The sequence below is a fragment of the Cellulosimicrobium funkei genome (assembly GCF_004519295.1).
Lineage (GTDB): Bacteria > Actinomycetota > Actinomycetes > Actinomycetales > Cellulomonadaceae > Cellulosimicrobium > Cellulosimicrobium funkei.
Genome location: NZ_SOZH01000006.1, coordinates 169,843 through 196,213, shown reverse-complemented (window position 1 = coordinate 196,213; position 26,371 = coordinate 169,843). Strand labels below are relative to the sequence as shown.

General features: G+C 74.6%; 25 protein-coding genes. 15 read left to right on the top strand and 10 right to left on the bottom strand.

Annotated elements, in window-relative coordinates; genetic code table 11:
* Nucleotides 1-78 precede the first annotated feature (78 nt).
* Complete coding sequence (gene ku / locus E1O70_RS11615; RefSeq protein WP_061266761.1) at nucleotides 79-1,137, bottom strand: non-homologous end joining protein Ku; 1,059 nt, start codon at nucleotides 1,135-1,137, stop codon at nucleotides 79-81.
* 91 nt (nucleotides 1,138-1,228) lie between these two features.
* Here ku and E1O70_RS11610 point away from each other — a divergent pair, with 91 nt between their 5' ends.
* Nucleotides 1,229-1,531 carry a DUF1905 domain-containing protein gene (locus tag E1O70_RS11610; protein ID WP_061266762.1) on the top strand — a complete coding sequence of 101 codons (303 nt, stop codon included), beginning with the start codon at nucleotides 1,229-1,231 and terminating at the stop codon, nucleotides 1,529-1,531.
* A gap of 41 nt (nucleotides 1,532-1,572) precedes the next feature.
* Here the strand turns inward: E1O70_RS11610 and E1O70_RS11605 are convergent, their stop codons facing one another.
* A complete protein-coding gene (locus E1O70_RS11605) occupies nucleotides 1,573-2,271 on the bottom strand; it encodes a GTP pyrophosphokinase (RefSeq protein ID WP_074809919.1) in 699 nt (232 codons plus the stop codon).
* A 215-nt stretch (nucleotides 2,272-2,486) separates the two neighbouring features.
* Here E1O70_RS11605 and E1O70_RS11600 point away from each other — a divergent pair, with 215 nt between their 5' ends.
* From E1O70_RS11600 to E1O70_RS11590, 3 genes are all read left to right on the top strand, one after another.
* Nucleotides 2,487-5,171 carry an ATP-dependent DNA ligase gene (locus E1O70_RS11600; RefSeq protein ID WP_061266763.1) on the top strand — a complete coding sequence of 895 codons (2,685 nt, stop codon included), beginning with the start codon at nucleotides 2,487-2,489 and terminating at the stop codon, nucleotides 5,169-5,171.
* A 73-nt stretch (nucleotides 5,172-5,244) separates the two neighbouring features.
* Nucleotides 5,245-6,495, top strand: a complete 1,251-nt coding sequence (locus E1O70_RS11595) for a YncE family protein (RefSeq protein WP_174526016.1) — start codon at nucleotides 5,245-5,247, stop codon at nucleotides 6,493-6,495.
* Nucleotides 6,492-7,709 (top strand): amidohydrolase, encoded by a 1,218-nt coding sequence (locus E1O70_RS11590; RefSeq protein WP_061266764.1) that lies wholly within the window; start codon nucleotides 6,492-6,494, stop codon nucleotides 7,707-7,709. The genes E1O70_RS11595 and E1O70_RS11590 overlap by 4 nt, the downstream gene beginning before the upstream one ends.
* Nucleotides 7,710-7,728: 19 nt before the next feature.
* On the opposite strand, the gene E1O70_RS11585 is transcribed toward E1O70_RS11590, so the two are convergent.
* The gene (locus E1O70_RS11585) at nucleotides 7,729-8,610 is read right to left on the bottom strand and encodes an alpha/beta hydrolase (protein ID WP_240696678.1); all 882 of its coding nucleotides are present in this window, start codon (nucleotides 8,608-8,610) and stop codon (nucleotides 7,729-7,731) included.
* Nucleotides 8,611-8,853: 243 nt separating this feature from the next.
* Here E1O70_RS11585 and E1O70_RS11580 point away from each other — a divergent pair, with 243 nt between their 5' ends.
* Nucleotides 8,854-9,261 (top strand): VOC family protein, encoded by a 408-nt coding sequence (locus tag E1O70_RS11580; protein ID WP_034654698.1) that lies wholly within the window; start codon nucleotides 8,854-8,856, stop codon nucleotides 9,259-9,261.
* 45 nt (nucleotides 9,262-9,306) lie between these two features.
* Nucleotides 9,307-10,242, top strand: coding sequence for an NADP-dependent oxidoreductase (locus E1O70_RS11575; RefSeq protein ID WP_061266765.1), 936 nt, complete (start codon nucleotides 9,307-9,309; stop codon nucleotides 10,240-10,242).
* 80 nt (nucleotides 10,243-10,322) lie between these two features.
* Here E1O70_RS11575 and E1O70_RS11570 read toward each other — a convergent pair whose 3' ends face one another.
* Nucleotides 10,323-10,715 carry a cupin domain-containing protein gene (locus E1O70_RS11570; protein ID WP_034654712.1) on the bottom strand — a complete coding sequence of 131 codons (393 nt, stop codon included), beginning with the start codon at nucleotides 10,713-10,715 and terminating at the stop codon, nucleotides 10,323-10,325.
* A 146-nt stretch (nucleotides 10,716-10,861) separates the two neighbouring features.
* On the opposite strand from E1O70_RS11570, the gene E1O70_RS11565 reads away from it, so the two are divergent.
* The gene (locus E1O70_RS11565) at nucleotides 10,862-12,040 is read left to right on the top strand and encodes an aminopeptidase P family protein (protein WP_061266766.1); all 1,179 of its coding nucleotides are present in this window, start codon (nucleotides 10,862-10,864) and stop codon (nucleotides 12,038-12,040) included.
* A gap of 43 nt (nucleotides 12,041-12,083) precedes the next feature.
* Here the strand turns inward: E1O70_RS11565 and E1O70_RS11560 are convergent, their stop codons facing one another.
* Nucleotides 12,084-13,496, bottom strand: coding sequence for an MFS transporter (locus E1O70_RS11560; RefSeq protein ID WP_061266767.1), 1,413 nt, complete (start codon nucleotides 13,494-13,496; stop codon nucleotides 12,084-12,086).
* Between the two features lie 27 nt (nucleotides 13,497-13,523).
* Nucleotides 13,524-14,597, bottom strand: coding sequence for a biotin synthase BioB (bioB, locus tag E1O70_RS11555; protein ID WP_061266768.1), 1,074 nt, complete (start codon nucleotides 14,595-14,597; stop codon nucleotides 13,524-13,526).
* A gap of 218 nt (nucleotides 14,598-14,815) precedes the next feature.
* On the opposite strand from bioB, the gene E1O70_RS11550 reads away from it, so the two are divergent.
* The 4 genes from E1O70_RS11550 (at nucleotide 14,816) to mqo (ending at nucleotide 18,786) form a co-directional block, all read left to right on the top strand.
* Nucleotides 14,816-15,421: a TetR/AcrR family transcriptional regulator gene (locus E1O70_RS11550; RefSeq protein WP_061266769.1), complete on the top strand. Its 606-nt coding sequence runs from the start codon at nucleotides 14,816-14,818 to the stop codon at nucleotides 15,419-15,421.
* On the top strand, nucleotides 15,418-16,092 hold the full coding sequence (locus E1O70_RS11545) for a pyridoxine/pyridoxamine 5'-phosphate oxidase (protein ID WP_061266770.1): 675 nt from the start codon (nucleotides 15,418-15,420) through the stop codon (nucleotides 16,090-16,092). The genes E1O70_RS11550 and E1O70_RS11545 overlap by 4 nt, the downstream gene beginning before the upstream one ends.
* Nucleotides 16,083-17,015 (top strand): maleylpyruvate isomerase family mycothiol-dependent enzyme, encoded by a 933-nt coding sequence (locus E1O70_RS11540; protein ID WP_061266771.1) that lies wholly within the window; start codon nucleotides 16,083-16,085, stop codon nucleotides 17,013-17,015. Before E1O70_RS11545 ends, E1O70_RS11540 begins: the two co-directional genes overlap by 10 nt.
* 250 nt (nucleotides 17,016-17,265) lie before the next feature.
* Nucleotides 17,266-18,786, top strand: coding sequence for a malate dehydrogenase (quinone) (mqo, locus tag E1O70_RS11535; RefSeq protein ID WP_061266772.1), 1,521 nt, complete (start codon nucleotides 17,266-17,268; stop codon nucleotides 18,784-18,786).
* A gap of 122 nt (nucleotides 18,787-18,908) precedes the next feature.
* Here mqo and E1O70_RS11530 read toward each other — a convergent pair whose 3' ends face one another.
* Nucleotides 18,909-19,331, bottom strand: a complete 423-nt coding sequence (locus E1O70_RS11530) for a hypothetical protein (RefSeq protein WP_061266773.1) — start codon at nucleotides 19,329-19,331, stop codon at nucleotides 18,909-18,911.
* Between the two features lie 90 nt (nucleotides 19,332-19,421).
* Here E1O70_RS11530 and E1O70_RS11525 point away from each other — a divergent pair, with 90 nt between their 5' ends.
* Complete coding sequence (locus tag E1O70_RS11525; protein WP_061266774.1) at nucleotides 19,422-20,375, top strand: helix-turn-helix domain-containing protein; 954 nt, start codon at nucleotides 19,422-19,424, stop codon at nucleotides 20,373-20,375.
* 153 nt (nucleotides 20,376-20,528) lie between these two features.
* Nucleotides 20,529-21,638 (top strand): fatty acid desaturase family protein, encoded by a 1,110-nt coding sequence (locus tag E1O70_RS11520; RefSeq protein WP_034651111.1) that lies wholly within the window; start codon nucleotides 20,529-20,531, stop codon nucleotides 21,636-21,638.
* A gap of 70 nt (nucleotides 21,639-21,708) precedes the next feature.
* Here the strand turns inward: E1O70_RS11520 and E1O70_RS11515 are convergent, their stop codons facing one another.
* Entirely contained in the window at nucleotides 21,709-22,536 is an 828-nt protein-coding gene (locus E1O70_RS11515) for a siderophore-interacting protein (RefSeq protein WP_061266775.1), read from the bottom strand.
* Nucleotides 22,537-22,707: 171 nt separating this feature from the next.
* Between E1O70_RS11515 and E1O70_RS11510 the strand changes: the two genes are divergently transcribed.
* Nucleotides 22,708-22,926, top strand: coding sequence for an SCO4848 family membrane protein (locus E1O70_RS11510; RefSeq protein ID WP_061266776.1), 219 nt, complete (start codon nucleotides 22,708-22,710; stop codon nucleotides 22,924-22,926).
* Nucleotides 22,927-22,983: 57 nt separating this feature from the next.
* Here E1O70_RS11510 and E1O70_RS11505 read toward each other — a convergent pair whose 3' ends face one another.
* A complete protein-coding gene (locus E1O70_RS11505) occupies nucleotides 22,984-24,216 on the bottom strand; it encodes an MFS transporter (protein ID WP_082774211.1) in 1,233 nt (410 codons plus the stop codon).
* A complete protein-coding gene (locus E1O70_RS11500; RefSeq protein WP_082774212.1) occupies nucleotides 24,213-25,193 on the bottom strand; it encodes a LysR family transcriptional regulator in 981 nt (326 codons plus the stop codon). The genes E1O70_RS11505 and E1O70_RS11500 overlap by 4 nt, the downstream gene beginning before the upstream one ends.
* 244 nt (nucleotides 25,194-25,437) lie before the next feature.
* Here E1O70_RS11500 and E1O70_RS11495 point away from each other — a divergent pair, with 244 nt between their 5' ends.
* Nucleotides 25,438-26,370, top strand: a complete 933-nt coding sequence (locus tag E1O70_RS11495; RefSeq protein ID WP_061266777.1) for an aldo/keto reductase — start codon at nucleotides 25,438-25,440, stop codon at nucleotides 26,368-26,370.
* Nucleotide 26,371 lies beyond the last annotated feature (1 nt).

Here is a 26,371-nt window from a genome sequence, read left to right as displayed (position 1 = left end):
CGTTCCGACGGGCGCCGGGCGCGGAACTCATCGCACCCGCCCGGGATCGCGCGGTGCGCGCCCGCCCGCCGCCCGGTGCTAGGCGGACGCCTTCTTCCGGGTCGTCTTCGAGGTGGTGGACTTCTCCTTCGTGGAGGCGGCGCGGCTCGTGCTCTTCTTCGCGGCCGGCTTCGACGCCGCCTTCTCCTTCGTGCCCGAGCTCTTGCTCGCGCTCGTCGACCGGGAACCGCTCGACCCCTTGCCCGACGACGAGCTCGCGCGGCCGGAACCGGACTTCCCGGTCGACCCGGAGCCCGACCCGGACCGTGAACCTGAGCCTGAACCTGAGGCCTTCCCCCCGCTCGCGCGCGAGCTCTTGGACGACGCGACCGACTTGCGCAGCGCCTCCATGAGGTCGATGACCTCCGCGCCCTCGCTCTCCTCCGGCTGCTCGCCGAAGGTCTCGGCGGTGTCGAGCGCGTCGCCCTGCTCGAGCTTGGCCTCGATGAGCTGGCGGAGCTGCGCCTGGTAGTCGTCCTCGTACTCCTCCGGCGTGAAGTCCGCCTCGAAGCTCGCGACGAGCTGCGCCGACATGGCGAGCTCCTTGTCGGTCACCCTCGCCTCGTCGTCGAGCGAGGGGAACGCGGCCTCGCGCACCTCGTCGGCCCACAGCAGCGTCTGGAGCACGAGCACGTCGTCCCGCACGCGCAGCGCCGCGAGCCGCGTGCGCTGGCGGAGCGCGAACTTCACGATCGCCGTCCGGTCGGTCTCCTCGAGCGTGCGCCGCATGAGCACGTACGCCTTGTTGGACTTCGAGTCGGGCTCCAGGTAGTAGCTGCGGTCGAGCAGGAGCGGGTCGATCTGCTCGCTCGGCACGAACTCCACGACCTCGATCTCGCGGCTGCGCTCGGCGGGGAGCGCGGCGAAGTCCTCGCTCGTCAGCACGACGGTGCGCTCGCCGTCGTCGTACGCCTTGTCGATGTGCTCGTACGGCACGACCTCGCCGTCGATCTCGCACACGCGCCGGTAGCGGATGCGGCCGCCGTCCTTGTCGTGGACCTGGTGCAGCGGGACGTCGTGGTCCTCCGTCGCGGAGTACACCTTGACCGGCACGTTGACGAGGCCGAACGTGATGGCGCCCTTCCAGATGGCCCTCATCCGTCCATGGTGGCGTCACCGGCGCCCGCCCGCGAGGGATACGGCGCGACGTCGGCACCCGCGTGTGGGTGGCCCGCGGCACCATGGACGGGTGGCGGGGACGAGGTTCGAGTTCGAGGCCGAGCTGTGGCGGTGGGAGGCGCGCACCGACAGCTGGGTGTTCGCCGCGCTCCCGGAGGACGTGAGCGACGAGATCGCGGAGCTGCCGCTGCCGCCCGCGGGGTTCGGCTCGGTCAAGGTCGAGGTGACGCTCGGGGCGCAGCGCTGGTCCACGTCGGTGTTCCCCGACGCGCAGCGCATGACGTTCGTCGTGCCGATCAAGGCCGCGGTCCGCCGCGCCGAGGGCGTCGACGTCGGCGACCGGGTGCGGATCGGCGTCGAGACGCTGGTCTGAGCGGCCCGACGTCGTCGCGCGGCCCGCGCGGGAGCGTCGCCTCAGCCGTCGTGGCGGCGTTCGTGGAACGCCTCGTCGGCGACCTGCGCCGTCCGCATGAAGCTCTCCATCACCTCGCGCGGCGTGGCGAGCTCGTCGGTGTTCTCGACCGGCTCCGGCACGCCGTCGAGGCTGCGGACCTCGTCGTGGATGCGCTCCATCGTCGTGTCGAGGGTCGCGGCGACGTCCGCCGCGAGCTTGAGCGCGTCCGTCAGGTGCTGAGGCACGTCCCGCTGGTACTTGTAGTAGATCTTGTGCTCCAGGCTCGCCCAGAAGTCCATGGCGATCGTGCGGAGCTGGATCTCGACGACGACGTCCTCGACCCGGTCGGAGAGGAACACCGGCACCTGGACGATGAGGTGCAGGCTCTTGTAGCCGTTGCCCTTCGGGTGCGCGATGTAGTCGCGCTCCTCCAGGACCGTGAGGTCGCGCTGGCCCACGAGCAGGTCGCGCACGCGGTAGATGTCGGAGACGAACGCGCACGTGACCCGGACGCCCGCGACGTCGAACATGTTCTCCCGCACGCCCTCCGGGGTGAGCGGGATCCCCTTGCGCCGCGCCTTCGCGACGATCGACTCGAGCGACTTCAGGCGCGAGCCCAGGTGCTCGATCGGGTTGTCGTCGTGCACGTGCCGGAACTCGTCGCGGAGCACGGTGATCTTCGTCATCACCTCGTCGATGCCGAACTTGTAGTTCATCATCAGGCGACGGAACTCGCGGACGCGGGGACCGATCTCCGCGGGGAGCGGTACGTCGTCGGTCGTCAGGTGCGTCACGGTGATCCTCTCGGTCCGGCATCGACCCCGGGCGGGCTCCCCGGCCGGTCGGACAGCCCCACCCAGTGTCCACGGTCGAGGGCGCCGAGAAGTTCCCGCCACGGCGGGCGACGCCGTCGGGCCCGCGCCACGATGGGCCCATGGCCACCACATCCAGCCGGGCGGGCGAGACGGTGAACGTCGGTGGTCACCGCCTGCGGCTCACCAACCTGGACAAGGTCCTCTACCCCGCCACCGGCACGACGAAGGCCGACGTCCTCGCGTACCTCGCGGCCGTCGCCGACGTCATGCTCCCCCACTGCGCCAACCGGCCCGCGACGCGCAAGCGGTGGCCCGACGGCGTCGACGGCCAGGTGTTCTTCCAGAAGAACGCGGGCCAGGGCGTCCCGTCCTGGGTGCGCACGCGGCGCATCCAGCACAAGAGCAGCGCCAACGACTACGTGCTGGTGAACGACCTCGCGACCCTCACGTGGCTCGGCCAGACGGCGTCGCTCGAGCTCCACGTGCCGCAGTGGCAGTTCGGCCGCACCGGGGCGCACCTCGACCCCGACCGCCTCGTCCTCGACCTCGACCCCGGCCCGGGGGCCGGGCTGGCCGAGTGCGCGGAGGTCGCACGCCAGGCGCGGCAGATCCTCCAGGGCATGGGCCTCGAACCCCTGCCCGTGACGAGCGGGTCCAAGGGCATCCACCTGTACGCCGCGCTCGACGGCAAGCAGGACGCGGCGGCCGTCTCCGCCGTCGCGCACGAGCTCGCCCGCTACCTGGAGGCCGAGCACCCCGACCTCGTCGTGAGCGACATGAAGAAGTCGCTGCGCGGCGGCAAGGTGCTCGTGGACTGGAGCCAGAACAACGGCAACAAGACGACGATCGCGCCCTACTCGCTGCGCGGGCGGGAGCACCCCACCGTCGCCGCGCCCCGCACCTGGGAGGAGCTCGACGACCCGGACCTGCGCCACCTGGACCTCGACGAGGTCGTCGAGCGCGTGCGCACCCTGGGCGACCCGCTCGCCGCGCTCACGCAGGGACACCTCTCCGCGCTCGAGCCCACGCCCGCGCGCATGGCGACGTTCGAGCGCAAGGGGGGTGCGGCGTCGGGCAGCGGAACCGCGGACGGCGGGACGGACGACGAGCGGCCCGACCGCCTGCACCGGTACCGCTCCATGCGCGACGCCGGGCGCACGCCCGAGCCCGTCCCGGACGAGGCGCCGCCGCCGAGCGCGGGCAACAGCTTCGTCATCCAGGAGCACCACGCCCGCCGCCTGCACTGGGACTTCCGGCTGGAGCACGACGGCGTCCTCGTGAGCTGGGCGCTCCCGCGCGGCGAGCCGACCGACCCGAAGAAGAACCACCTCGCCGTCCAGACCGAGGACCACCCGCTCGCCTACGGCTCGTTCGAGGGCACGATCCCGAAGGGCGAGTACGGCGCCGGCGAGGTGGTCATCTGGGACGCCGGCACGTACGAGCTCGAGAAGTGGCGCGACGGCGAGGAGGTCATCGTCACGCTCCACGGCGAGCAGCACGGCACGCGCCGCCTCGCGCTCATCCACACGGGCGGCCGCGACGGCCGCGACGAGGACAACTGGCTGATCCACCTCATGGCGCCGAGGCCGAGCCGTCCGGGCGAGAGCGCGCGGGGTCGGGGCGCCGGGGGTGGGGAGGAGGCGCCGGGTCTACCATCCGCGGCTCGTCCCTCGCCGCTCCCGCCAGACCCGCCACGACCCGGCACCTCCTCCCCACCCCCGGCTTCGCGGTCGGCTCGGGGCGCGTCCTCGCCCGACCACGACGACACGCCGGAGCCGCGGCCGGCTCGGACGGACTGGCGACCGATGCTCGCGTCGCCCGCGTCGGCGGGCGACCTGCACGACGGCGACGCGTGGGCGTTCGAGATGAAGTGGGACGGGTTCCGGACGCTCGCGCACGTGGCCGAGGGGCGCGTGCGGCTCGTGAGCCGCTCGGGCAAGGACATGTCGGTGACGTACCCGGAGCTGCAGGCGCTCGCGGAGCAGGTCCCGGCCGAGGCGCTGCCGGTGGTGCTGGACGGGGAGATCGTCGCGCTCGACGCGCGGGGGCGGCCGAGCTTCCGGCGTCTCCAGCAGCGCGCGAACATCGCCAAGCCGGGGGACGTCGCCGCGGCGCGACGGCGGGTCACGGTCGACCTCATGGTGTTCGACGTCCTGGAGACCGGCGGGCGGTCGCTCGCGAAGCGCCCGTACGACGAGCGGCGCGAGGTGCTGGAGGACGTGCTGCGCGACGCCGTCGCCCCGGTGCACGTGCCGCCCGTGTTCGACGGGGACCTGGAGGCCGCGATGGAGACGTCGAGGCGGCTCGGGCTCGAGGGCGTGGTCGCGAAGCGGCGCGACGGGACGTACTCGTCGGGCCGCCGCTCGGCGCTGTGGCTGAAGCTCAAGCACGCGCAGTCGCAGGAGGTCGTCGTGGTCGGGTGGCGGCCGGGCCACGGCGAGCGGACGCACCTCGTCGGGTCCCTGCTGCTCGCCGTGCCCGACGACGGCCGCCTCGTCTACGTGGGCCGGGTCGGGTCGGGCTTCACGGACGCCGAGCGGCGTGACCTGGTCGCCGAGCTCGACCGGATCGGTCGCACGACGCCGCCCGCGGTGGGCGTGCCGCGCGAGGACGCGCGCGACGCGCACTGGGTATCGCCGCGGCGGGTCGCGGAGGTCGTCTACGCCGAGTGGACGGGCGCCGGGGAGGGCGACGGGGACGACGTCCCGTTCGGCAAGCTGCGCCACCCCGTGTGGAAGGGATGGCGCCGGGACAAGTCGCCGGACGACGTCGTGCTGGAGGCGCCCGCGACGTTCGAGGGCTGACCCGGCCGCGGTCCTCGGTCGGTCGCCGCATCGCGCCCGCGGCGCGCTCGCACGATTGGTATACCATTTGGCCATGGCTGCCCCTCCCCTCTCGCGCCGCACCGACCGGCCCGGGAACCGTCGGCCGCGCCGCGTGGTGGCGTGGGCCGCGGCGCTCGGTGTCGCCGTCCTCGCCGCGTGCACGCCCGGCGGGGCGGGCGACGACGCCGCGCCCGCTGCGCCGCCGAGCCCGGCCACCTCGCCGCAGACTCCGGCGACGACGCCCGCGGACGGCCCGACGACCCCCGCGCCCGACGCCGTCCCCGCCGTCGAGACCCCGCGGTTCCTGCTCGCGACCGAGGCGGAGTCCGACGGTCTCGCGGTCGTCGACCCGACGATCCGGGAGGGCAGCGCCGTCGTCGACCGCATCGAGGTCGGGGCCGCGCCGTGGGGCGTCGCCGTGCACGCCCCGACGATGCGCGCCTACGTCTCGACGGCCCAGGGCGTCGCCGTCGTGGACCTCGCGACGCGCGAGCGGGTCGACCTCCTCCCCTACCGGGACGCGCCCGCGCGCGTCGCGTTCGGCGAGTACCGCCGCGGCGGCATGGGCATCGCCGTCTCGCCCGACGGCGCCCGCGTCCACGTCGCCGTCCACCGCGGCGACTCGTCGACGCTCGAGACGATCGACGTCGCGTCGCGCGAGGTCGTCGCGAGCACCCCCGTGGGGCTGCGACCGTTCGACGTGCTCGTCGCCGCCGACGGCGGCGAGGTCTACACCGTCGACCACGACACGTTCTCCGTGCACGTCGTCGACACCACGACGTTCGAGGCCCGGCGGATCGAGGTCGCGCCGTTCGGCACGGACGGCGGGCTCGCGTCGTTCGAGAAGCCGCACTACGCGGTGCTCGACGACGACGGCTCGCTCCTGCTGCCCTACCAGGGCCGCGTGCTGGTCCGCCTCGACCCGGCCACCGGCACGACGACGACCGTCGCCTCGGCGGCGGACAGCCACCAGCACGGCGTCGCCCGCGCGCCCGACGGCCGCGTCGTCGTCGTGGGCAACGGCCCGTTCGGCAACGCCACGGGCGGGCCGAACGTGACGGTGCTCGACCCGGCGACCGGCGCGGAGCAGGTCACCTCGCTCACTCGCCGCCACGAGACCGTGACGACGTGGACCGACCCCGCGACGGGGCGCCCGAGCGCCGTGCTCGCCGGCGGGTACACGCAGGCCGAGGCGTGGGACGGCGCGACCGTCGTCGACCTCGGCACGCTCGACACGTACGAGATCCAGATCCCCGGACGGCCCCAGGTCGTCGTCCCGCTGCCGGAAGGACCCGCCGCATGACCACCGCCCGCACCCCCGAGACCGTCACCGTCCTGCGCGACGTCCGCCCCTGGGGCGGCGAGCCGGTCGACCTGCACGTCGCGGACGGCCGCATCGCCGCGGTGACGCCGCACGACCCGGCAGCCGGCACGGCGCCGGAGGCCGGCGTGGTCGACGGCCGCGGCCTGCTCGCGCTCCCGGGCCTCGTCAACGCCCACGCGCACGTCGACAAGAGCTGGTGGGGCCGGCCCTGGGTGAGCTACGGCGGCGAGGCGACGACGCAGGGCCGCATCGCGCACGAGCGCGCGCACCGCGACGAGCTCGGCATCCCGGGCGTCGACGTGACGCTCACGGTGCTGCGCGAGTTCGTGCGGCACGGCACGACGGCGATCCGCACCCACGTCGACGTCGACCTCGGCCTGGGGCTGCGCGGCATCGAGGTCGTGCGCGAGGCGCTCGCCGCGCTGAACGGCGCCGTGCACGCCGAGATCGTCGCGTTCCCGCAGGACGGCGTGCTGCGCCGGCCCGGGGTGCTCGACCTGCTCGACGCGGCCGCCGCCGCGGGCGCCGAGCACGTCGGCGGCCTCGACCCGGCGTCGATCGACCGCGACCCCGTCGGCCAGCTCGACGGGCTGTTCGCGATCGCCGAGCGCCGCGGCGTCGGGATCGACGTGCACCTCCACGACGGCGGGGACCTCGGCGCGTTCCAGGTCGAGCTCATGATCGACCGCACCCTGCGCGCCGGCCTCCAGGGCAAGGTCAACGTGGCGCACGGCTTCGCGGTCGGCGACGTCCCGGCGTCGCGCCAGGCGGACCTCGTCGCCGCGATGGGCGAGGCCGGCATCACCATGACCACGGTCGCGCCGATCGGCGCCGCTCCCCTGCCCGTGCACGCGCTGCGCGCGGCGGGCGTCGCCGTCGGGCTCGGCACGGACGGCATCCGCGACCTGTGGTCCCCCTACGGGACGGGCGACCTCCTCGCGCTGACGACCCAGCTCGCCCGCCTCTCGCGCTTCCGGTACGACGAGGAGCTCGTCACCGCGGCGCGCGTCGCGACGTCCGACGCCGCGCGCTTCGTCGGCCGCGACGTCCACGACCTCGTCGTCGGCGCGCCCGCGGACGTGGTGCTCGTCGACGCGGAGAACGTGCCCGACGCCGTCGTGCGCGCCCCGCGCCGCGCGCTCGTCGTCGCGGGCGGCCGGGTCGTGGCCCGCGACGGCGACGTGCTCGTCTGACGTCGCGGGCCCCGAGCCGTCAGGCGCGCGGCGCCCTCGCGTGCGCCAGGGCCCAGTCGAGCGCGTGGTCCGCGACCGCCTCCCACCCGGGCGCCGCGCACGTCCAGTGGTCGCGGCCCGCGAACTCGTAGTACTCCGTGAGCGCGGGCGAGGCCTCCCAGTGCTTGGCGTTCGAACGGTTCACGGCCGGCGGCATGATGTGGTCCTGCTCCCCCGCGACGAAGAGCAGGGGCGCCCGGTCCGCGGAGTAGTCGACCCACGTGTCCTGGTGCCCGGGCTTGAAGTTGGCGACGAGGCCGTACTCCCACACCCAGTGGCCGGGAGCGGGGATCGCGTACCGCTCCCACACCTCGCGCGACGCCTCCTCGCTGAGCGTGTTCGTGAACGCGTAGTGGAACTCCTCGGGCGTGACGCCGACGGCGCGGTGCCGGTTCGCGGGGTTGCGGAGCGCCGGGAAGAGGGAGCGCGCCTGGGACACCGGGCTGACGCGCACGCCCTCGGTGGGCGCCGAGTCGATCACGACGCCCGCGGCACCGAGACCCCGCGCGAGCAGGGGCTGGGTGAGCGTGCCCCCGAACGAGTGGCCCATGATGATCGGCGGCGCGTCGAGCGCCTCGATGACGGAGGCCAGGTGGTCCAGGGTCTCCGGGACGGTGAGGTCGGCGATGAGCTGCGGGTTCTCCCGGAGCCCCTCGACCTCGATCTCGAAACCGGGGTAGCCGGGCGCCAGGACGGTGAGTCCCTGCTGCTCGTAGTGCGCGACCCACCCCTGCCAGCTCCGAGGGGTCATCCAGAGGCCGTGCACGAGCACGACGGTGTCGGGGCGCCGGGCAGGAGGCCCGGCGGCAGACGCCTCGGCGAGGTTCTCGGGAGGGTGCTCGGTGCGGTCGGTGTCGGTCATGGCGGGTTCCTCTCGGGCTCGGTGGCGGTGGAGAAGAGCGGGGACGCCACGTCGCGTCCCCCCGGCCGGCACCCCGCCGACCTGTCCTTCGAGAACTGTGCGCGGAGCCCTCCGTCGGACGCTACCGTTCCCGGGCGCCGGGCGACAGACTCTCTGGCCTCCCGCGTCGATGAGTTTCCGGGCTCGGGTGCGTCTATCCCGCGACACCCCTCGGGCCAGGCGCCCGCGACACCGGAGGACCCCGTGAGCACCCAGATCTTCGTCAACCTGCCCGTCCAGGACCTCGACGCCGCCAAGGCGTTCTACACCGCGCTGGGGTACACGGTGAACGAGCAGTTCACGGACGAGAACGCGTCCTCGATCGTGCTCAGCGACACGATCTACGTGATGCTCCTCACCGCGGAGTTCGCGCAGCGGTTCACGAACAAGGCGATCGCCGACGCGACCGCCACGACCGAGGTCATCAACGCCCTGAGCGTCGGCTCCCGCGCCGAGGTCGACCGGCTCGCCGACGCCGCGTTCGCCGCCGGTGCGACGGCGGTCAAGGACCCCCAGGAGGAGGGCGGCTTCATGTACTCGCGGAGCTTCGCCGACCTCGACGGGCACCAGTGGGAGGTCCTTCACATGGACCCCACCGCGTTCGAGGGCTGACCGCACCGCGGGAATCCGTCGGGCGCCCGCGGGGTTGCCGCCCGTATGCGAGCCATCACCTACTCCCGCTACGGCGGCCCCGACGTCCTCGAGACGACCGACCTCCCGACCCCCAAGGTCGGCCCCGACTCCGTCCTCGTGCGCGTGCGCGCCGCGAGCGTGAACCCGGTGGACTGGAAGGTCCGCGAGGGGTACCTCGACCAGATCATGGATGTCGCGTTCCCTGTCGTCCCGGGCTGGGACGTCGCGGGCGTGGTCGAGCGCGTGGGCCTGGACACCCCCGAGCTCCAGGTCGGCGACGAGGTGTACGGGTACGTGCGCAAGGACGTCGTGGGCGGCGGGGTCTCGGGCGGCACGTTCGCCGAGCTCGTCGCGGCGCCCGTCCGGACGCTCGCGCGCAAGCCGGCGGCGTGGTCGTTCGAGGAGGCGGCGGCGGTGCCCCTCGCGGGGCTGACGGCGTACCAGACCATCCGACGCACCGGGCTCGCCGCGGGCCAGACGGTGCTCGTGCACGCCGCCGCCGGCGGCGTCGGGTCGTTCGCCGTCCAGATCGCGAAGGCGCTCGGGGCGCGCGTCCTCGGGACGGCGTCGGAGCGCAACCACGACTTCCTGCGCTCGCTCGGCGCGGAGCCGGTGACGTACGGCGACGGGCTCGCGGAGCGGGTCCGGGCGCTCGCGCCGGAGGGCGTGGACGTGGTCCTCGACTACGTGGGCGGCGACGCGCTCGACTCGGTCCCGCAGGTGCTGCGCGACGGCGGCACGGTCGCCTCGATCACGGACGCGCGGGCACGCGACGAGCTGGGCGGGCACTACGTGTGGGTGCGCCCCGACGCGACCGACCTCGCCGAGCTCGCTCGGCTCGGCGACGAGGGCCTGCTGCGCCCGGAGGTCGCGGAGGTCTTCGACCTCGCCGACGCCGCCGACGCGCACCGCGCGAGCCAGTCCGGGCACGTGCGCGGCAAGGTCGTCGTGCGGGTCTGACCCTCCGAGACCGGCCCCGGCGGCGCCCGATCGACCCGCCGCGGGCCGGTCCGGCACGTCCGGGCCGGTCGGGCGGGCCGTCAGGCGGTGGGCGGTTCGCCCGGCAGCTCCCGCAGCGGCGACGTGAGGTCGCCGCCCGCGTCGCCCGTGTTGACCGTCCCCTGCCGCTCGACGAGCACCGCGGAGGTCTCGACGGCGGCACGCGGCCGGTGCTCGACGCCCCGCGGCACCACGAACAGGTCGTGCGGGCCCAGCACGACCGCGCGCTCGACGCCGCCGTCGCGCAGGTCGATCGTCAGCTCGCCGTCGAGCACGAGGAACAGCTCGTCGGTCTCGGGGTGCGTGTGCCAGACGAACTCGCCCAGCACCTTCACCACCTTGACGTCGGCGTCGTTGAGGCTCGCCACGCGGTGCGGCTGCCAGTGCCCGTCGAACGTGTCGAGGGCCGCGAGGAGGTTGCGCACGTCGGTCATGCGAGCAGCCTGCCACTCCCGGACCCGAGCCGGACCGCCCAACCCGCGACGACCGGGACGGACCCGGCCGCCCGAGCGGACCCGCGGAGGACCGCCGTCGGGCCGCTCGGGTCGATCTCGGCGGCGAGCGGTGCCACGCTGGGCTCATGTCGAGCACCGATGCCGCACGTCCGGGGGCCGCGTTCGGTCCCGAGGTCTACGCCGCGCGTCGCGAGCGCGCGGCCGCGCACGCGCGCGAGGCCGGTCTCACGGGGCTGCTCGTCTCGCCCGGCCCCGACCTCGCGTACTTCACCGGGTACGCGCCGCCGGAGACGGAGCGGCTGACGCTGCTCACGATCCCCGCCGAGGGGACCGGGACGACCGGCGGCGCGTCCGTCGTCGTGCCGCTGCTGGAGCGGGGCGACCTGGCCTCCGCCCCGGGCGCGGACGGCCTGGACGTCGTGACGTGGCGCGACGGCGACGACGAGCACGACGCCGCGGCGCGGCTCCTCGCCGCGGACGGCACCTACGCCGTCTCGGACGCCACGTGGGCGCTGCACGTGCTCGGGCTACAGCGCGCGCTGCCCGGCGCCAGCCTCACCGCGTTCTCCGACGCCGTCCCGACGCTGCGGGCCGTCAAGGACGCCGCGGAGGTGGAGCGCCTCGCCGCGGCGGGAGCGGCCGCCGACGCCGCGTTCGCGGACGTCCTGGGCGTCGCGTTCGCGGGCCGGCGCGAGCGGGACGTCGCGGCCGACCTCGACCGGTTCCTCCGCGAGCACGGGCACGAGCAGGTCGACTTCACGCTCGTGTGCTCCGGCCCGAACGGCGCCGACCCGCACCACGACGCGGGCGACCGCGTCATCGAGCCCGGCGACCTCGTCGTGCTCGACTTCGGCGGGCTGCGCGACGGGTACGGGTCGGACACCTCGCGGACGGTGCTGGTCGCGGGCGGCACGGACGACGCCCTCGCGGGCCAGCAGCGCGAGGTCTACGACGTCGTCCGGCGCGCGCAGCAGGCCGGGGTCGACGCGGTGCGCCCGGGCGCGACGTGCCAGGACGTCGACCGCGCCGCGCGCGCCGTCATCGTCGACGCGGGCTACGGCGAGCAGTTCGTGCACCGCACCGGCCACGGCATCGGCACGACGACGCACGAGCCGCCGTACATGGTGGAGGGCGAGGACCGCCCGATCGAGCCCGGCATGTGCTTCTCCGTCGAGCCGGGCGTGTACCTGCCCGGCCGCTTCGGCGTCCGGATCGAGGACATCGTCGTCGCGTTCCCGCCGGACGTGCCCGACGGCGCACGCCGCCTCAACACCTCGACCCACGACCTGCAGACGGTGCGATAGCCGTCGGCACGGCGGGCGCGGGACCTCGAGCCGGCGCTCCGCCTCAGCCGCTCTGGGCCCCTCCGGCGCCGGTGGCGCGCACACGGTCGTTGCGGATGCCGACCCAGCTGAGCACGCCGCCGAGGACGAGCAGGCCCGCCGTGACGAGGAGCGAGCGGTGGAAGCCGTCGAGGTCGAGCACGCCGCCGACGATCACCCCCGCGAACGCGATGACGACGAGCCCCGCGACGCGCGACACCGCGTTGTTCACCGCGGAGCCGATGCCGGCGTCGGCCGCCGGGATCGAGCCGAGGATCGCCGACGTCAGCGGCGCGACCGTCATCGCGAGGCCCAGGCCGAAGAGCACGAGGCCCGGCAGGACCTGGGTGACGTACACGGCGTCGTCGGTCGTCGTGAGCAGGAGCAGGTAGCCGGCCCCGCCGACGATCGGGCCGAGCGTCATGAACAGGCGCGGGCCGTAGCGGCCCGCGAGCGCCCCGAACCGCGTCGACAGGGCGAGGAGCACGAGCGTGACGGGGAGCTGGGCGAGCCCGGCGGCGGTCGCGCTGTACCCGCCGACCTGCTGGAGGAAGAGCGTGACGACGAACCCGCCGAAGTACAGCGCGCCGTAGATCGCCGCGGTCGCGAGGTTGCCCCACGCGAAGTTGCGCACCCGGAACAGGCGCGGCGGCAGCATCGGGTCCGGGGCGCGGCGCTCCCACCCCACGAACGCGGCGAGGCACACGACCCCGACGGCGAACGGTCCCCACACCACCGGGCTCGACCACCCGAAGCGTCCCTGCTCGATGAGCGCGAACACCGTCCCCGCGAGCCCGACGGCGGCGAGCGTCGCCCCGAGCGTGTCGATGCGCCGTCGTCCGCCCGGACCGGCCGCGGCGCCCGGCTCCTCCGCCGCGGACCGCGGGATGCCGCGCAGCAGCCACAGCGTGACGGCGACGGGGAGCACGTTGATCCAGAAGACCCACCGCCACGAGATCGCGTCGATGAGGATGCCGCCGAGCAGCGGCCCGACGAGCGACGCGGTGCTGGTCCACGCGGTCCAGGAGCCGATCGCGCGGGCCTGCCGCTCACCGTCGAACGTGGAGATGATCATGGCGAGCGAGCTGGGCACGAGCAGGGCGCCCGCGACGCCCTGGAGGCCGCGCGCGACGACGAGGACGAGGCCGTCGGGCGCGAGCGCGCACGCGACGGACGTCACGGCGAACCCGACGAGCCCGATCGCCATGATGCGGCGTCGCCCGTGGACGTCCGACAGCGACCCGGCCAGGAGGATGAGCGCGCCGAGCGTGATCATGTAGGCGTCGACGACCCACTGCTGCAGCGCGAGACCCGTGACGGGCCCGGTGGTGAGCTCGGCGGAGATCGCGGGCAGCGCGACGTTGACCACCGAGCCGTCCAGGAACGACACGAACGACGCGAGGACCGCGACCACCAGCACCCGCTGCTGCACCGTCACGCCCTCACGCTACGACGGTCGCGGCGATCAGGCGTTGGGAGCGACGTCCGTCCCCGCCCCGCGGCGGCGCGGAACGACGCGCGACGACGCCGTCCGCCCGGCGGGTCCGGGCACCTCCTCGACCTCGAGGCCGGCATCGGCGATCATCGCGAGGTCCGCGGCGGCGTCCTGCCCCTCCGCCGTGAGGTAGTCGCCGAGGAAGAGCGAGCTGGCCACGTGCAGGGCGAGCGGCTGGAGGGCTCGCAGGTGGAGCTCCCGCCCGGCGCCCAGGCGCAGCTCGGCCCGGGGCAGCGCGAACCGCGCGGCGGCGAGGATCCGCAGGCACCGTTGCGGCGTGAGCTCGTGCCGGCCGGCGAGCGGCGTCCCCTCGAAGGGCACGAGGAAGTTGACCGGGGCGGAGTCCGGGTCGAGCGCCCGCAGCTCCAGGAGCACGTCGACGAGCTGCTCGGGGGTCTCCCCCGCCCCCGCGATGAGCCCCGAGCAGGCCGACAGCCCGGCGCCCTGGACGCGCCGGACGGTCGCGACGCGGTCCGCGTGGTCGTGGGTCGTGCAGATCTCGGGGTAGGCGTCCTCCGACGCGTTGAGGTTGTGGTTGTAGGCGTGGGCGCCCGCGTCGCGCAGGCGCTCGGCCTGGCCGTCGGACAGCAGCCCGAGGCACGCGCAGACCTCGACGCCGGGGTGTTCCTCGACGATCCGGGCCACGACCCCGCAGACGCGGGTCACGTCGCGCTCCGTGGGGCCGCGCCCGCTCGCCACGAGGCACACGCGCGACGCCCCGGCGTCGATCCCCGCGCGCGCCGCTCCGAGCGCCTCGGGCGCACGGAGCCACGTGTACCGCAGGATCTCCGCCGCGGACCCGAGCCGCTGGGAGCAGTAGGTGCAGTCCTCGGGGCACAGCCCGGACTTGAGGTTGACGAGGTAGGCGAGCTTCACGCGCCGGCCGAACCACCGGCGTCGGACCCGGGCCGCCGCGGCGACGACGTCCAGGAGGTCGTCGTCGTCGGTCGCGAGGACGGCGAGGAGGCTGTCCGCGGAGGGCGCCTCCTCGCGCGTCGTGGCGGAGAGGAGGTCGTCGAGCAACGCGGCGAGGTCGTGGTCCATGGGTCGATCGTGGCGACGCGCGCCGCGCGCGCCCGTGCACGGTCTCTCCAGCGTCGCGTTCCGCCGACCGGGGAGCCCGACGACGCGTTGGTGGCGGTCCACAAGGCGGGTGCGGCCCGGCCGTCGCGATCCTCCAGGCGCGGGCCGTGCCGCCCGGACCGTCGGGGCGGGCGCCACCATACCTAGCGGTAGGTATGGCCAGGCGCTAGGCTGCGGACATGCACACCGGAACGCGCCCCGAGCCGCGCGCGGACGCACCCGGCTCGAACCGGGACCGCCTCGTCGCCGCCGCGCAGGAGCTCTTCTGGGCCCAGGGCGTCGGCGCGACGAGCCCGCGCCAGGTCCTCGCCGCGAGCGGCGTCGGGCAGGGCAGCCTCTACCACCACTTCCCCACGAAGCACGACCTCGCCGCCGCGGCCGTGCACGCCACGACGACCGCGGGCCTCGACGCCGCGCGCCGCGACCTGGGCGCGCAGGGCTCCGCCGTCGAGCGCCTCGTCCGCTATCTCGAACGCCCGCGGCCCGCGCTGGCCGGCTGCAAGGTCGGGCGCCTCGTGAGCGACCAGGCCGTCATGGACGACGCCGCGCTCGCCGCTGAGGTGCGCGCCTACTTCCGCGGGCTCGTCGACCTGGCCGCCGCCGTCCTCGTCGAGGGCGGGCTGCCCGACGACGCGGCGCGCGACCGCGCGCACGCCGCCGTCGCCGTCGTGCAGGGCGGGTACGTCCTCGCGCGCGCCCTCGACGACCCGGACGCGATGTCCGCCGCCGCGCGGGGCTTCGTCGCCCTGCTCGACCCGCTCCCGAGCGCCTCGGAGGACGCATGACCGACGCCGACCGCCCGACCCTGCGCGAGCGCCTGCGCGCCCTGCCCGTCTTCGGCCCCGACCTCCCCGGTCTCGACGTCGACGCCGCACCCGACGACCCGGGCACGCTCTTCGTCCGCTGGCTCGACGACGCGATCGACGCCGGGCTGCCCGCACCGCACGCCGCCACCCTCTCGACCGCCGACGCGAGCGGCCGCGTGGACGCCCGGACCCTCATCCTCAAGGACGTCGACGGCGACGGGTGGGTCTTCGCGACGCGCGCCGACTCCCCCAAGGGCGTCGCGCTCGCGCAGAACCCGAACGCCGCCCTGACGTTCTTCTGGCGCGAGCACGGTCGGCAGGTCCGCGTGCGGGGACCCGTCGTGCCGCTGGACGCCGAGACGTCCGCCGCCGACTTCCTGGACCGGTCCGACTTCTCCCGCGCGACCGCCCTCGCCGGGTCGCAGAGCGCCCCGCTCGCGTCCCGCGCCGCCTACCGCGAGGCATGGGACGCCGCCCTCGACCGCGTGCGGGCGGAGCCCGGGCTCGTCCTCGACGCCTGGACCGCGTACGCGCTCGAGCCGACGAGCGTGGAGTTCTGGGCGTCGTCGGGCGCGGGCCAGACCCGCCTGCGCTACACCGCGGCGTCCGGCGCGCCGACCACCTGGACGAAGGAGCTGCTGTGGCCCTGACCGACGCCCCCGCCCTCACCCCGCCCGACGTCGAGGAGGTCCGGCGCGACGCGCGCGCCGCCCTCGACGCGGTGACCGACGCGGCGCGCGGGCTCGACGCCGCCGGGCTCGACGCGCCGTCGGCCCTGCCCGGGTGGTCGCGCAGCCACGTGCTCGCGCACGTCACCGCCATCGGCGAGGCCATGGCGCGGCAGGCCGAGCGCGCCGCGCGCGGCGAGCTCGTCGAGGTGTACGACGGCGGCGCGGCCGGGCGCGAGGACGGCATCCGGACGGGCGCGCTGCGCTCCGTCGCGCAGCACGTCGCGGCACTCGATGCGCTGGCCGACCGCCTCGACGCCGCGTGGCCCGCCGCCGGGTCCCCCGGGTGGTCCGCGCCGGTGACGTACCGCGACGGCACGGTCGCGGACGCGCTCGTGGCCTGGTGGCGCGAGGTGCGGATCCACGCGGTCGACCTCGACGCGGGCGTCGGTCTCGACTCCTGGCCTCCCGCGCTCGGGCTGCACCTCCTCGACTTCCTCGGGGTCCGGCTCGCGGACGACGTCGTGGTCGCGCTCGACGGGGAACCCGGAGACCTCGTCGTGGTCCCCGGCGGCGTCCACGTCGGACCGGGCGCTCTCCGCGTCGGACCGGGCGCCCTTCGCGTCGGACCGGGCGGCCTCCGCGTGGCTGCCGGACCTGAGCCCGCGTCCGAAGCCGAGCCCACCTCCGGGGCCGCGGCCTCGCCTGCGCCCGCGTCCGCGCCCGGCCGGGGCGCCGTCGTCGTCCACGGCCGCCTCACCGACGTCGCCGCCTGGCTCGCGGGCCGCACCCCCGGCGCCGAGCCCACCGCCCGCCTCGCGGGCGAGCCCGTGAGCCTCCCCGAGATCGGCCCCTGGCCGTCCCCGTACTCCCCGCCGCAGGAGAACCCCACCCCCGCGAGGTAGAGCCCCGGTCGGCCGAGGTAGAGCCCTGGTCCGCCAGGTAGAGGCGTGGTCGGCTGGCGCACGCGGACCACGGCTCTACCTCGCGAGACCACGGCTCTACCTCGCGGGAAGACGGCTCGGACCCGGCCGGATCGCGCGGTACGCGACGTCCGACCTGCCCGGCTCGGGACCGAGGTCCCGCGAAAGTGTGACGCACGCCCGTGACGCACCGCACAGTTAGTGCACTCTTTCACAAGCGTAGGATCGAGATGTGTCGAGTCGAGCGAGCAACCCCGCAAGCAGCGCAGACCAGATCGACGTAGCCCTCATCGGCGGTGGCATCATGAGCGCCACGCTCGGGGCACTCCTGAAGGTCTTGGAGCCCACCTGGAAGGTGCGCATCTACGAGCGCCTGGACGCCGTGGCGCAGGAGTCGTCGAACCCGTGGAACAACGCCGGGACGGGTCACGCCGCCCTGTGCGAGCTGAACTACACGCCGGAGAAGCCGGACGGCTCGATCGACATCACCAAGGCGGTGAAGATCAACGAGCAGTTCGAGGTGTCGCGCGAGTTCTGGCACCACCTGCTCACGACGGGCGCGCTGCCGCAGCCCGCGAGCTTCATCTCCCGCACCCCCCACATGACCTTCGTGCGCGGCGCGGAGAACGTCGACTACCTGCGTCGCCGCTTCGAGACGCTGCGCCGCCACCCGCTGTTCAGCGAGCTCGAGTTCACGGACGACCCGGCGGTCATCGCCGAGTGGGCCCCGCTCCTGGTCGCCGAGCGCGACGGCGACGAGCCGGTCGCGGCCACGCGCGCGACGAGCGGGACGGACGTCGACTTCGGCGCCCTCACCGAGCAGCTCGTCGACTACCTCGTCTCGGAGGGCACGCAGCTCTACCTCGAGCACGAGGTGAAGAACCTCAGGAAGACGAAGGACGGCCGCTGGCGCCTGACGGTCAAGGACCGCTCGTGGAACGCCCCGAAGCGCCGCTCGACCGTCGAGGCCCGGTTCGTGTTCGTGGGCGCCGGCGGCGGCGCGCTGCCGCTGCTCCAGGCGGCCGGCATCCCGGAGGCGAAGGGCTACGGCGGCTTCCCGATCAGCGGTGAGTTCCTCCGCACGGACGACCCGGAGCTCGTCGCCCAGCACCAGGCGAAGGTCTACGGCAAGGCCGACGTCGGCTCGCCGCCCATGTCGGTCCCGCACCTGGACACGCGCGTCGTCGACGGCAAGACGTACCTGATGTTCGGCCCCTACGCCGGGTTCAGCCCCAAGTACCTCAAGAAGGGCAAGTACCTCGGGCTCTTCACGTCGCTGCGCCTGCACAACCTCGGCTCGATGGTCGGCGCGGGCCTGAAGAACCTCGACCTCACCCAGTACCTGGTGGGCCAGCTCCTCGCGAGCCCGGAGACCAAGTTCACCGCGCTCCAGGGCTTCATGCCCACCGCGCACCCCAAGCACTGGGAGACCATCACCGCGGGCCAGCGCGTCCAGGTGATCAAGAAGGACAAGGACGGCAAGGGCGTCCTCGAGTTCGGCACCGAGGTCATCGCGGCGTCCGACGGCTCGATCGCCGGCCTGCTCGGCGCCTCGCCGGGTGCCTCGACGGCCGTCCCCGCGATGATCGACCTGCTCGAGCGCTGCTTCCCCGCCCGCTTCACCAAGTGGCGCCCGGAGCTCGCGACGATGATCCCGAGCCTCGGCCACGCCCCGTGGGAGGCGCACGAGCTCGAGGGCCTCGACCAGCTCACGGGCGACGCGGACGTCGACGCGGTCGGCTCGCGCGCCTGACCCGAGCGACACCGCTCCCCCGCGAACGGCCCGGACCTCCACGAGGTCCGGGCCGTTCGTGCGTCCGGAGACGCCGCACGCGGTCGAGCGGCGCGTGGCCGGGCAGTTCCGCACGCGAGGGCTCAGCGCGCGAGCGGCGTGCCCCGGGTCCCCGGCCGCCGCGGCGCGGCGGGCACGTTCGCCCCGGGGCGCCCGCCCGGCACGGCAGGAGCGGCGCGCACGCCGTCGCGCACGGCCGGGTTCGGCACGACGCGCCGCAGCACGAGCTCGGCCGCGACCTCGTGCGGGTCGACGACGGCGGCCGGCTCAGCCGGTCGCGACGCCGCGGCGCGCAGGTCGGCGTCCAGCCGCTGCGCGTCGCGGTCCCAGCGCTCGCCGTGCACCGACCGGTCCCCGCGCGCGTCCCACGCGGCGCCGTCGGGCCACGCGCCGTCGGACCCGGCGGGGAACCACGGACGGGCCGGGTCCTCGCGGCGGACCGCGAGGGCCGCGACCGTCGGGCCGACGACGAGGAGAAGAGCCACCACACCCCAGAAGATGTCCATGGCTCCACCCTCGCGGCGCACGACCCGCGCCACGAGTGGCAGCACTGACACCTCTCGACAAGATCCTGCCAGCGGCGTAGCGTGCCGAGCATGGTGCGATCCGTCGCGGCCGTCGTGTGCGACGGCCTGGCCCCGTTCGAGTTCGGCGTCGTGTGCGAGGTCTTCGGCCTCGACCGCAGCGACGACGGCGTCCCGTCGTTCGACTTCCGCGTGTGCGGCCCGGTCGCGGGCCGTCCCGTCCGCACGTCGGTGGGCGCGCACGTCGTGCCCGACCACGACCTCTCCGCGACGGACGACGCGGACCTGGTCGTCGTGCCGGCGATCCGCATCGGGACCGACTACCCGCCCGCGGTGCTCGACGCCGTCCGCCGCGCGTCCGACCGCGGCGCCCTGCTGCTCAGCGTGTGCTCGGGCGTGTTCGTGCTCGCGGCCGCGGGCGTCATCGAGGGACGGCGGGTGACGACGCACTGGATGCACGCCGACGAGCTGCGCCGTCGTTACCCGAGCCTCGACATCGACCCCGACGTGCTCTTCGTCGACGACGGCAACCTCATCACGAGCGCCGGAACGGCGGCGGGCATCGACGCGTGCCTGCACCTCGTGCGCCGCGATCTCGGGGCCCGGGTGGCGAACACCATCGCCCGGCGCATGGTCGTGCCGCCCCAGCGCGACGGCGGGCAGCGCCAGTTCATCGAGCGCCCGGTGCCCGAGTGCGAGGAGGACTCGTTCGGGGAGCTGCTGGAGTGGATGACCGACCACCTCGACGAGCCGCTCACCGTGCGCGACCTCGCCCGCCGGGCCCACACCTCCGAGCGCACCTTCGCGCGCGCGTTCGTCGCGCAGACCGGCACGACCCCGCTCGCGTGGCTGACGTCGCAACGCGTCGCGCACGCGCAGTCGCTGCTCGAGGAGTCCTCGCTGGACCTGGAGGAGGTCGCGCGCCGCAGCGGTTTCGGGTCGGCCGCGCTCCTGCGCCACCACTTCCGGCGGGCGGTCGGGATCACGCCGACGGAGTACCGCCAGACCTTCCGGTTCGCCGCCTGACCCCTCCGGAGGAGGTGTCGCTCCTTCGCGACTCCTTCACCCGGCCCCCTCGCGCGCGCAACCTACGGTCCCGTAGGGTGGGGTCATCTGCACGACGAGCACCTGCTCACCTCCGCGGCTGGGAAGTCGACACCGACACCCCTGCGAGGACACATGACCTCTGCCGCAGTGCGCCCGGGCTTCCGGGCCACCCGCCCTCGGACCGACGAGCCCGGTGCCGTCACCAGCACCTACAGCGCACTGTCGCGCACGGTGCGCGACGCGGGCCTGCTCCACCGCACGCACGCCTACTACCTGTGGACCCTCGGGGTCCTCACGCTCGCGCTCGGCGGCGCTGTCGCCGGGTTCGTCCTCCTGGGCGACTCGTGGTTCCAGCTCCTCGTCGCCGGGGCGCTGGGCCTGATCCTCACCCAGTTCGCGTTCGTCGCGCACGAGGCGTCGCACCGCCAGGTCTTCGCGTCCGGCCCGGCGAACGACCGCCTCGGGAAGGTGCTGGCCAACGGCGTCGTCGGCATCAGCCACTCGTGGTGGATGAACAAGCACACGCGCCACCACGCGAACCCGAACCGCCGCGGCAAGGACCCGGACATCGCGCCCGACGTCGTCGTGTTCCTCGAGGAGGACGCGGAGGTCGCGAAGGGCTTCCGGGCGGTCATCAACCGCTACCAGGGCTGGCTGTTCTTCCCGCTCCTCACGCTCGAGGGCGTGAACCTGCACGTGCAGGCGTTCCGCTCGCTCCTCGCCGGCGGCCGCGCGCGCGGCGACGTCCGCACGCGCGTCATCGAGATCGTCACCATCACGCTGCGCCTGTCGCTCTACGTCGGGGCGGTCGTCTGGTTCCTGCCGCTCGGCCTCGCAGCCGCCTTCCTGGGCGTCCAGCTCGCCGTCTTCGGCGTCTACATGGGGGCGTCGTTCGCCCCCAACCACAAGGGCATGGCGATCATCCCCGCCGACAGCAAGATCGACTTCCTGTCCAAGCAGGTCCTCACCTCGCGGAACATCCGCGGCGGGTGGTGGATGAACATCCTCATGGGCGGGCTCAACTTCCAGATCGAGCACCACCTGTTCCCGAGCATGCCGCGCCCGCACCTCGCGCGGGCCCGCGAGATCGTGCGCGAGCACTGCGCGCACCTCGGCCTGCCGTACACGGAGACGAGCCTCGTGCAGTCCTACGCGATCGTCGTCCGGTACCTCAACCGCGTGGGGCTCTCGGCGCGCGACCCGTTCGACTGCCCGATGTTCCGCCAGCTCCGCCGGGTCTGACCGACCCTCCCCCTGCGGCACGACGACCCGCTGCACGACGCCCCGCGCCCGACGACGCGCGCGGGGCGCGTCAGGCGGACGCCGCGTGCCCGTGGCGCCAGTACCCGACGAAGTCGACGTGCGCCTTCGGCACGCCCCGGTCGTTGACCAGGTGGCGACGCACGCCCGTGGCGAGCGCCGACTCCCCGACCGCGTACGCGTAGCCGGGACCGGCGGGCAGGTCGGCCGACCGTACGGCGTCGAGCGCGAGACGACCCGGCAGCAGGTCGTGGTCGCCGCCGCCCGCGGGCCGTGCGCCGTCGCGCGCCAGCCAGCGCAGCTCGACGCCCGCGGGCACGCGGAACTCCTGGGCGTCCGCCGCCTCGGGGACCTCGACCACCGCGAGGCCGCGCGCGTCGTCGGGCAGGGACTCGCAGATCCCCGCGACCGCGGGCAGCCCGGTCTCGTCGGCGACGAGGAGCGTCCAGTCGTGCGGGACGCGCGGGTGGTAGCCGATCCCCTGGTCGAGCAGGCCCACGCGGTCCCCCGGCTCGGCGGACAGCGCGAACGAGGACGCGGGCCCCGCGTCGCCGTGCACGACGAAGTCCACGTCCAGCTCGCGCAGGCCCGGGCGCACGGCGCGCACGGTGTAGTTCCGCACCCACGGGCGGCGCGCCTTCGGCGTGGCGAGGTACTGGACGTACCAGAGGCCCGACGCGCGGGTCGGCAGCCGCAGCGCGTCCTGGTCCTCGCGCGGGAGGAAGAGCCGGAACCACTGGTCGAACCCCAGCGGGGTGAAGAGGTCCAGCTCGTCTCCCCCGAGCGTGACCCGCACGACGTTCGGACTGACCCGCTCGCGCCCGACGACGCTCAGCGTGACGACGTGCGCGTCCTGGGGCTTGACGGTCTTGACGGACACCGGCGGCTCCTCTGCGACGCCCGGCTCCCCGGGCGGAACGGCGGCCCCGCGAGCGCGTCGACCACGAGAGAGGTTAGCCTCACCTCACGCCTGCGTCGATGTGCTGGATCCCACACGCTGCCCGCGGCCGCCCCGCCCGAGGCACCCGACGCCTCCTGGCATGCTCGGGACGTGGAGATCCCCGTCGTCTGGTCCGTGGTCCTGCTCGTCACGGCCGCCTGGAACCTGCTCATCTGGCCGCGCTTCCTCCAGCGCATCGCCAAGGACCCCCGCTCGCGCGACGCCGACGGCCGCGCGACGCGCTTCCTCACCGTGCACGTCGTGCTCATCGCCGTCTCGCTCGCGCTCGCCCTCGCCGTCGGGGTGCTGGGCGTCCTCACGCTCGTCTGAGCCGGGCCGTCGCGCGGCCCGGCCCGACGCCCCACCCGCGCCCGAGCGCGGCGCGGACTAGCGGCGTCGGACGAGGTTCGCGAGCGGCGAGTGCCGAGGCACCCACCGCGCGAGCGCGGCCGCGGAGCAGGCGCCGAGCGCCGCCGTCGCCCAGACGCCCGCGGCGAGCGACCCCAGCGCCGCACCGGCCGACAGCACGAGCGGGCCGAGGGCGTCACCGGTGTCCTGGAACAGGCGCCACGCGCTGAGGAAGGTCGGGCGCACGTCCGTGGGCGCGACGTCGGCGCCGAGCGTCATGACGATGCCCGAGCCCATGCCGTTCCCGACCCCGAGCACGGCCGCGACGACCGCGAGCGCGGGGGCGGTGTGCGCGAGCGGCAGCACCGCGAGACCGACGGCCATCGTGAGCATGGACGGCACGGCGACCCACAGGCGCCCGAACCGGTCCATGACCTTGCCCGCCGGGTAGAAGAGCAGCATGTCGAGCGCACCGGAGACGCCGAAGATCAGCGACGTCACCTCGGCGTCGAGCCCCAGGTGCTCGCCCCACAGGGGGATGACGGTCTGCCGGGCCCCACGGACCGCGCTGACCAGGAGGATCGCCACGCCGAGCGTCGCGAACAGGTGGCGGTGGTCGCGCGCCACGCGGGCGATGCCGACCCGCGGCACGGCCCGCGCGCCGCGCAGTCGAGCACGCCCGGCCTCCGCGGGGTCCGGCCGCACGACGGCGAGCACCACCACCGCGGTGAGGGCGGCGCCCGTCCCGAGCCAGTAGGCGCCGCGCACGTCCGTCGCGGCGATGACCGCCGCGCCCGCGAACGGGCCGAGGAACAGCCCGATCCGGTGCACGCCCGCGAGCGTCGACAGGACGCGGGCCCGGCGCAGCGGGGGCGTGATCTCGGTGAGGTACGCCTGCCGGGCGAGGTTGAAGACGGCGGTCGACGCACCGAGCGCGAGGACTCCCGCCGCGAGGCCCCACAGACTGGGGGTGAGCGCGATCGTCGCGAAGGCGACCGCCGCGACGCCCCCGGCGAGCAGCATGGCCGCACGGTCGCCGAGGCGCTGGGCGAGCGCCCCGGCGGGCAGGTCGAAGAGGATCTTGCCGATCGGCACGAGCGCGGCGACGAGCCCGGCGACCGTGAGGCTCGCGCCCCGGCCCGTGGCCGTGACGGCGACGACCGGCAGCATGGCCCCCACGCCGATCTCGAGGACGAGCGTGGGGAGGAACGCGCCGAGGACGACGCTGCGCAGCGGGAAGAGCGGTGCGTCGGTGCCCGCGGGGGCGGTCACCGGGCCTCCGCCACGGCCTCGACGGCAGCGCTCGGCACCTCGACACCCGTGCGCGACGCCGCGGCGCCCGTCCGGGCGACCTCGACGCCGCGGCACGCGGGGGCGTCGGCGAGGAGCTCCAGGAGCTGCGGCGCGGCCGAGGCGCCGCGGTCCCAGCGCCCCGTGACGACGGAGACGACCCAGCTCGGCGCACCGCCCTCCGGCAGCGCGAGCGTGACGAGGCGCTCGGCCTCCGGCTTGCCCGCGACGTGGCGCGGCACGAGCGCGATGCCGAGCCCCCGGTCGACGAGCTCGAGGAGCGTGTGCACGTCGTTGACCGAGCACCGCACGCGCCGGTGGACGCCGTGCGCGGCGCACGTCGCGTCGTTGACCGGCCGCGCGCCCCACGAGGGGTCGAAGTCGACGAACTCCTGGCCCGAGAGGTCGGACCACTCGACCCGGCCCCTCCCGGCGAGCGGGTGCTCGGGCGCGCACACGAGCACGAGCGGCTCGCTGCCCAGGACCGTCTGGGACAGCGGCCCCAGGTGCTCGGTGGTCGCGACGAACGCGACGTCGAGGTCGCCCTCGCGGACGCGCGCGAGGAGGTCGTGCGAGCCCGCCTGCGCGAAGTGGATCTCCACCTGCGGGTAGCGGCGGTGGAAGCGCTCGAGCAGGGCGGTCACGTCGAGGACGCCCAGGCACTGCTCCGAGCCGACGCGCAGCGAGCCGGACAGCGCGCGCGTCGCCCGCACGACCGCGTCGCGAGCGGCGGCCGCCTGCGCGAGCATGGAGCGTGCGTGCGGGAGCAGCGCGAGACCGGCCTCGGTGGGCTCGACGCGCCGCGTCGTCCGCGTGAACAGGCTCGCGCCGAGCTCCTCCTCCAGGCTGCGGACCGCGGCGGAGAGCCCCGACTGCGAGACGCCGACGAGCTGGGCGGCGCGGGTGAACTGGCGTTCGTCCGCGAGCGCGACGAGGTACTCCATCTGACGAAGATCCATTGACCACTCACAGTTCTCTATTTGACAAATACTAGTTGTTGGACTTCTAGGTTATCGCTTCCTAGGCTCGAGCAGCCGCGGCCCGACCGGGCTCGCTCGGGTCGTCCGGCACCCCCGCCCCCGGGCGGACGACGTCCCTTCCTACCCCCGACCCGTGGGAACGCCCCCTGGGGCAGCGCACTCTCGGATCCCAGACACCGACGTCGCGCACCCGACCCGCCCACCCTGCGAAGGAGCTCCACCGATGAAGACCTTCACCCTGACCGGCACCGACATCGTCGTCCCGGACGTCGTGCTCGGCCTCATGCGCATCCAGGACAAGACCGACGACGAGGTCCGCACCCTCGTGCGCACCGCACGGGACGCCGGCATCACGTTCCTCGACCACGCCGACGTGTACGGCTCCGAGCTCCACGGCTGCGAGCGTCGCTTCGCCGAGGCGCTCGACCTCTCCCCCGCCGAGCGCGCGGAGTGGGTCATCCAGTCCAAGGCCGGCATCGTGCCCGAGGGCCCCTACTTCGACTTCTCGTACGAGCACCTCGTCGCGTCCGTCGAGGGCTCGCTCGAGGCCCTGCGCACCGACTACCTCGACATCCTGCTGCTGCACCGCCCCGACGCCCTCGTCGAGCCCGAGGAGGTCGCGCGCGCGTTCTCCGACCTGCACGCCGCGGGCAAGGTGCGGGCGTTCGGGGTCTCGAACCACACGCCGGGCCAGATCGAGCTGCTGCGCCGGTACGTCGAGCAGCCGATCGTCGCGAACCAGCTCCAGCTCTCCGTCACGCACGCCCCGCTCGTCGCGCAGGGCGTCGCCGCGAACATGCAGGCCCTCGACCAGTCGATCAGTCGCGACGAGGGCATCCTCGACTACTGCCGTCTCCACGACATCACGATCCAAGCCTGGTCTCCGTTCCAGGCAGGGTTCTTCACGGGCGTGTTCCTGGGGTCCGAGAAGTACCCCGAGCTCAACGACGTGATCGACCGCCTCGCCGCCCGGTACGACGTGCCGCCCATCGCGATCGCGACCGCGTGGATCACGCGCCACCCGGCGCGGACGCAGGTCGTTCTCGGCACGACGAGCCCCGACCGGGTCGCCGGCGCCGCGCTCGGTTCGGAGGTCCCGCTCACCCGTGCGGAGTGGTACGAGATGTTCCGCGCCGCGGGGTACACCGTGCCCTGAT

Bases quoted from the DNA above. Each gene is read 5' to 3' on its own strand.
- bioB (WP_061266768.1), bottom strand. From the start codon at position 14,597: ATGGACCACGACCTCGCCGCGTTGCTCGACGACCTCCTCTCCGCCACG.
- E1O70_RS11565 (WP_061266766.1), top strand. From the start codon at position 10,862: ATGTCGAGCACCGATGCCGCACGTCCGGGGGCCGCGTTCGGTCCCGAG.
- E1O70_RS11495 (WP_061266777.1), top strand. From the start codon at position 25,438: ATGAAGACCTTCACCCTGACCGGCACCGACATCGTCGTCCCGGACGTC.
- E1O70_RS11545 (WP_061266770.1), top strand. From the start codon at position 15,418: ATGACCGACGCCGACCGCCCGACCCTGCGCGAGCGCCTGCGCGCCCTG.
- E1O70_RS11575 (WP_061266765.1), top strand. From the start codon at position 9,307: ATGCGAGCCATCACCTACTCCCGCTACGGCGGCCCCGACGTCCTCGAG.
- E1O70_RS11595 (WP_174526016.1), top strand. From the start codon at position 5,245: ATGGCTGCCCCTCCCCTCTCGCGCCGCACCGACCGGCCCGGGAACCGT.
- E1O70_RS11600 (WP_061266763.1), top strand. From the start codon at position 2,487: ATGGCCACCACATCCAGCCGGGCGGGCGAGACGGTGAACGTCGGTGGT.
- E1O70_RS11550 (WP_061266769.1), top strand. From the start codon at position 14,816: ATGCACACCGGAACGCGCCCCGAGCCGCGCGCGGACGCACCCGGCTCG.
- E1O70_RS11570 (WP_034654712.1), bottom strand. From the start codon at position 10,715: ATGACCGACGTGCGCAACCTCCTCGCGGCCCTCGACACGTTCGACGGG.
- E1O70_RS11520 (WP_034651111.1), top strand. From the start codon at position 20,529: ATGACCTCTGCCGCAGTGCGCCCGGGCTTCCGGGCCACCCGCCCTCGG.
- E1O70_RS11500 (WP_082774212.1), bottom strand. From the start codon at position 25,193: ATGGATCTTCGTCAGATGGAGTACCTCGTCGCGCTCGCGGACGAACGC.
- ku (WP_061266761.1), bottom strand. From the start codon at position 1,137: ATGAGGGCCATCTGGAAGGGCGCCATCACGTTCGGCCTCGTCAACGTG.
- E1O70_RS11525 (WP_061266774.1), top strand. From the start codon at position 19,422: ATGGTGCGATCCGTCGCGGCCGTCGTGTGCGACGGCCTGGCCCCGTTC.
- E1O70_RS11590 (WP_061266764.1), top strand. From the start codon at position 6,492: ATGACCACCGCCCGCACCCCCGAGACCGTCACCGTCCTGCGCGACGTC.
- E1O70_RS11530 (WP_061266773.1), bottom strand. From the start codon at position 19,331: ATGGACATCTTCTGGGGTGTGGTGGCTCTTCTCCTCGTCGTCGGCCCG.
- E1O70_RS11585 (WP_240696678.1), bottom strand. From the start codon at position 8,610: ATGACCGACACCGACCGCACCGAGCACCCTCCCGAGAACCTCGCCGAG.
- E1O70_RS11605 (WP_074809919.1), bottom strand. From the start codon at position 2,271: ATGATGAACTACAAGTTCGGCATCGACGAGGTGATGACGAAGATCACC.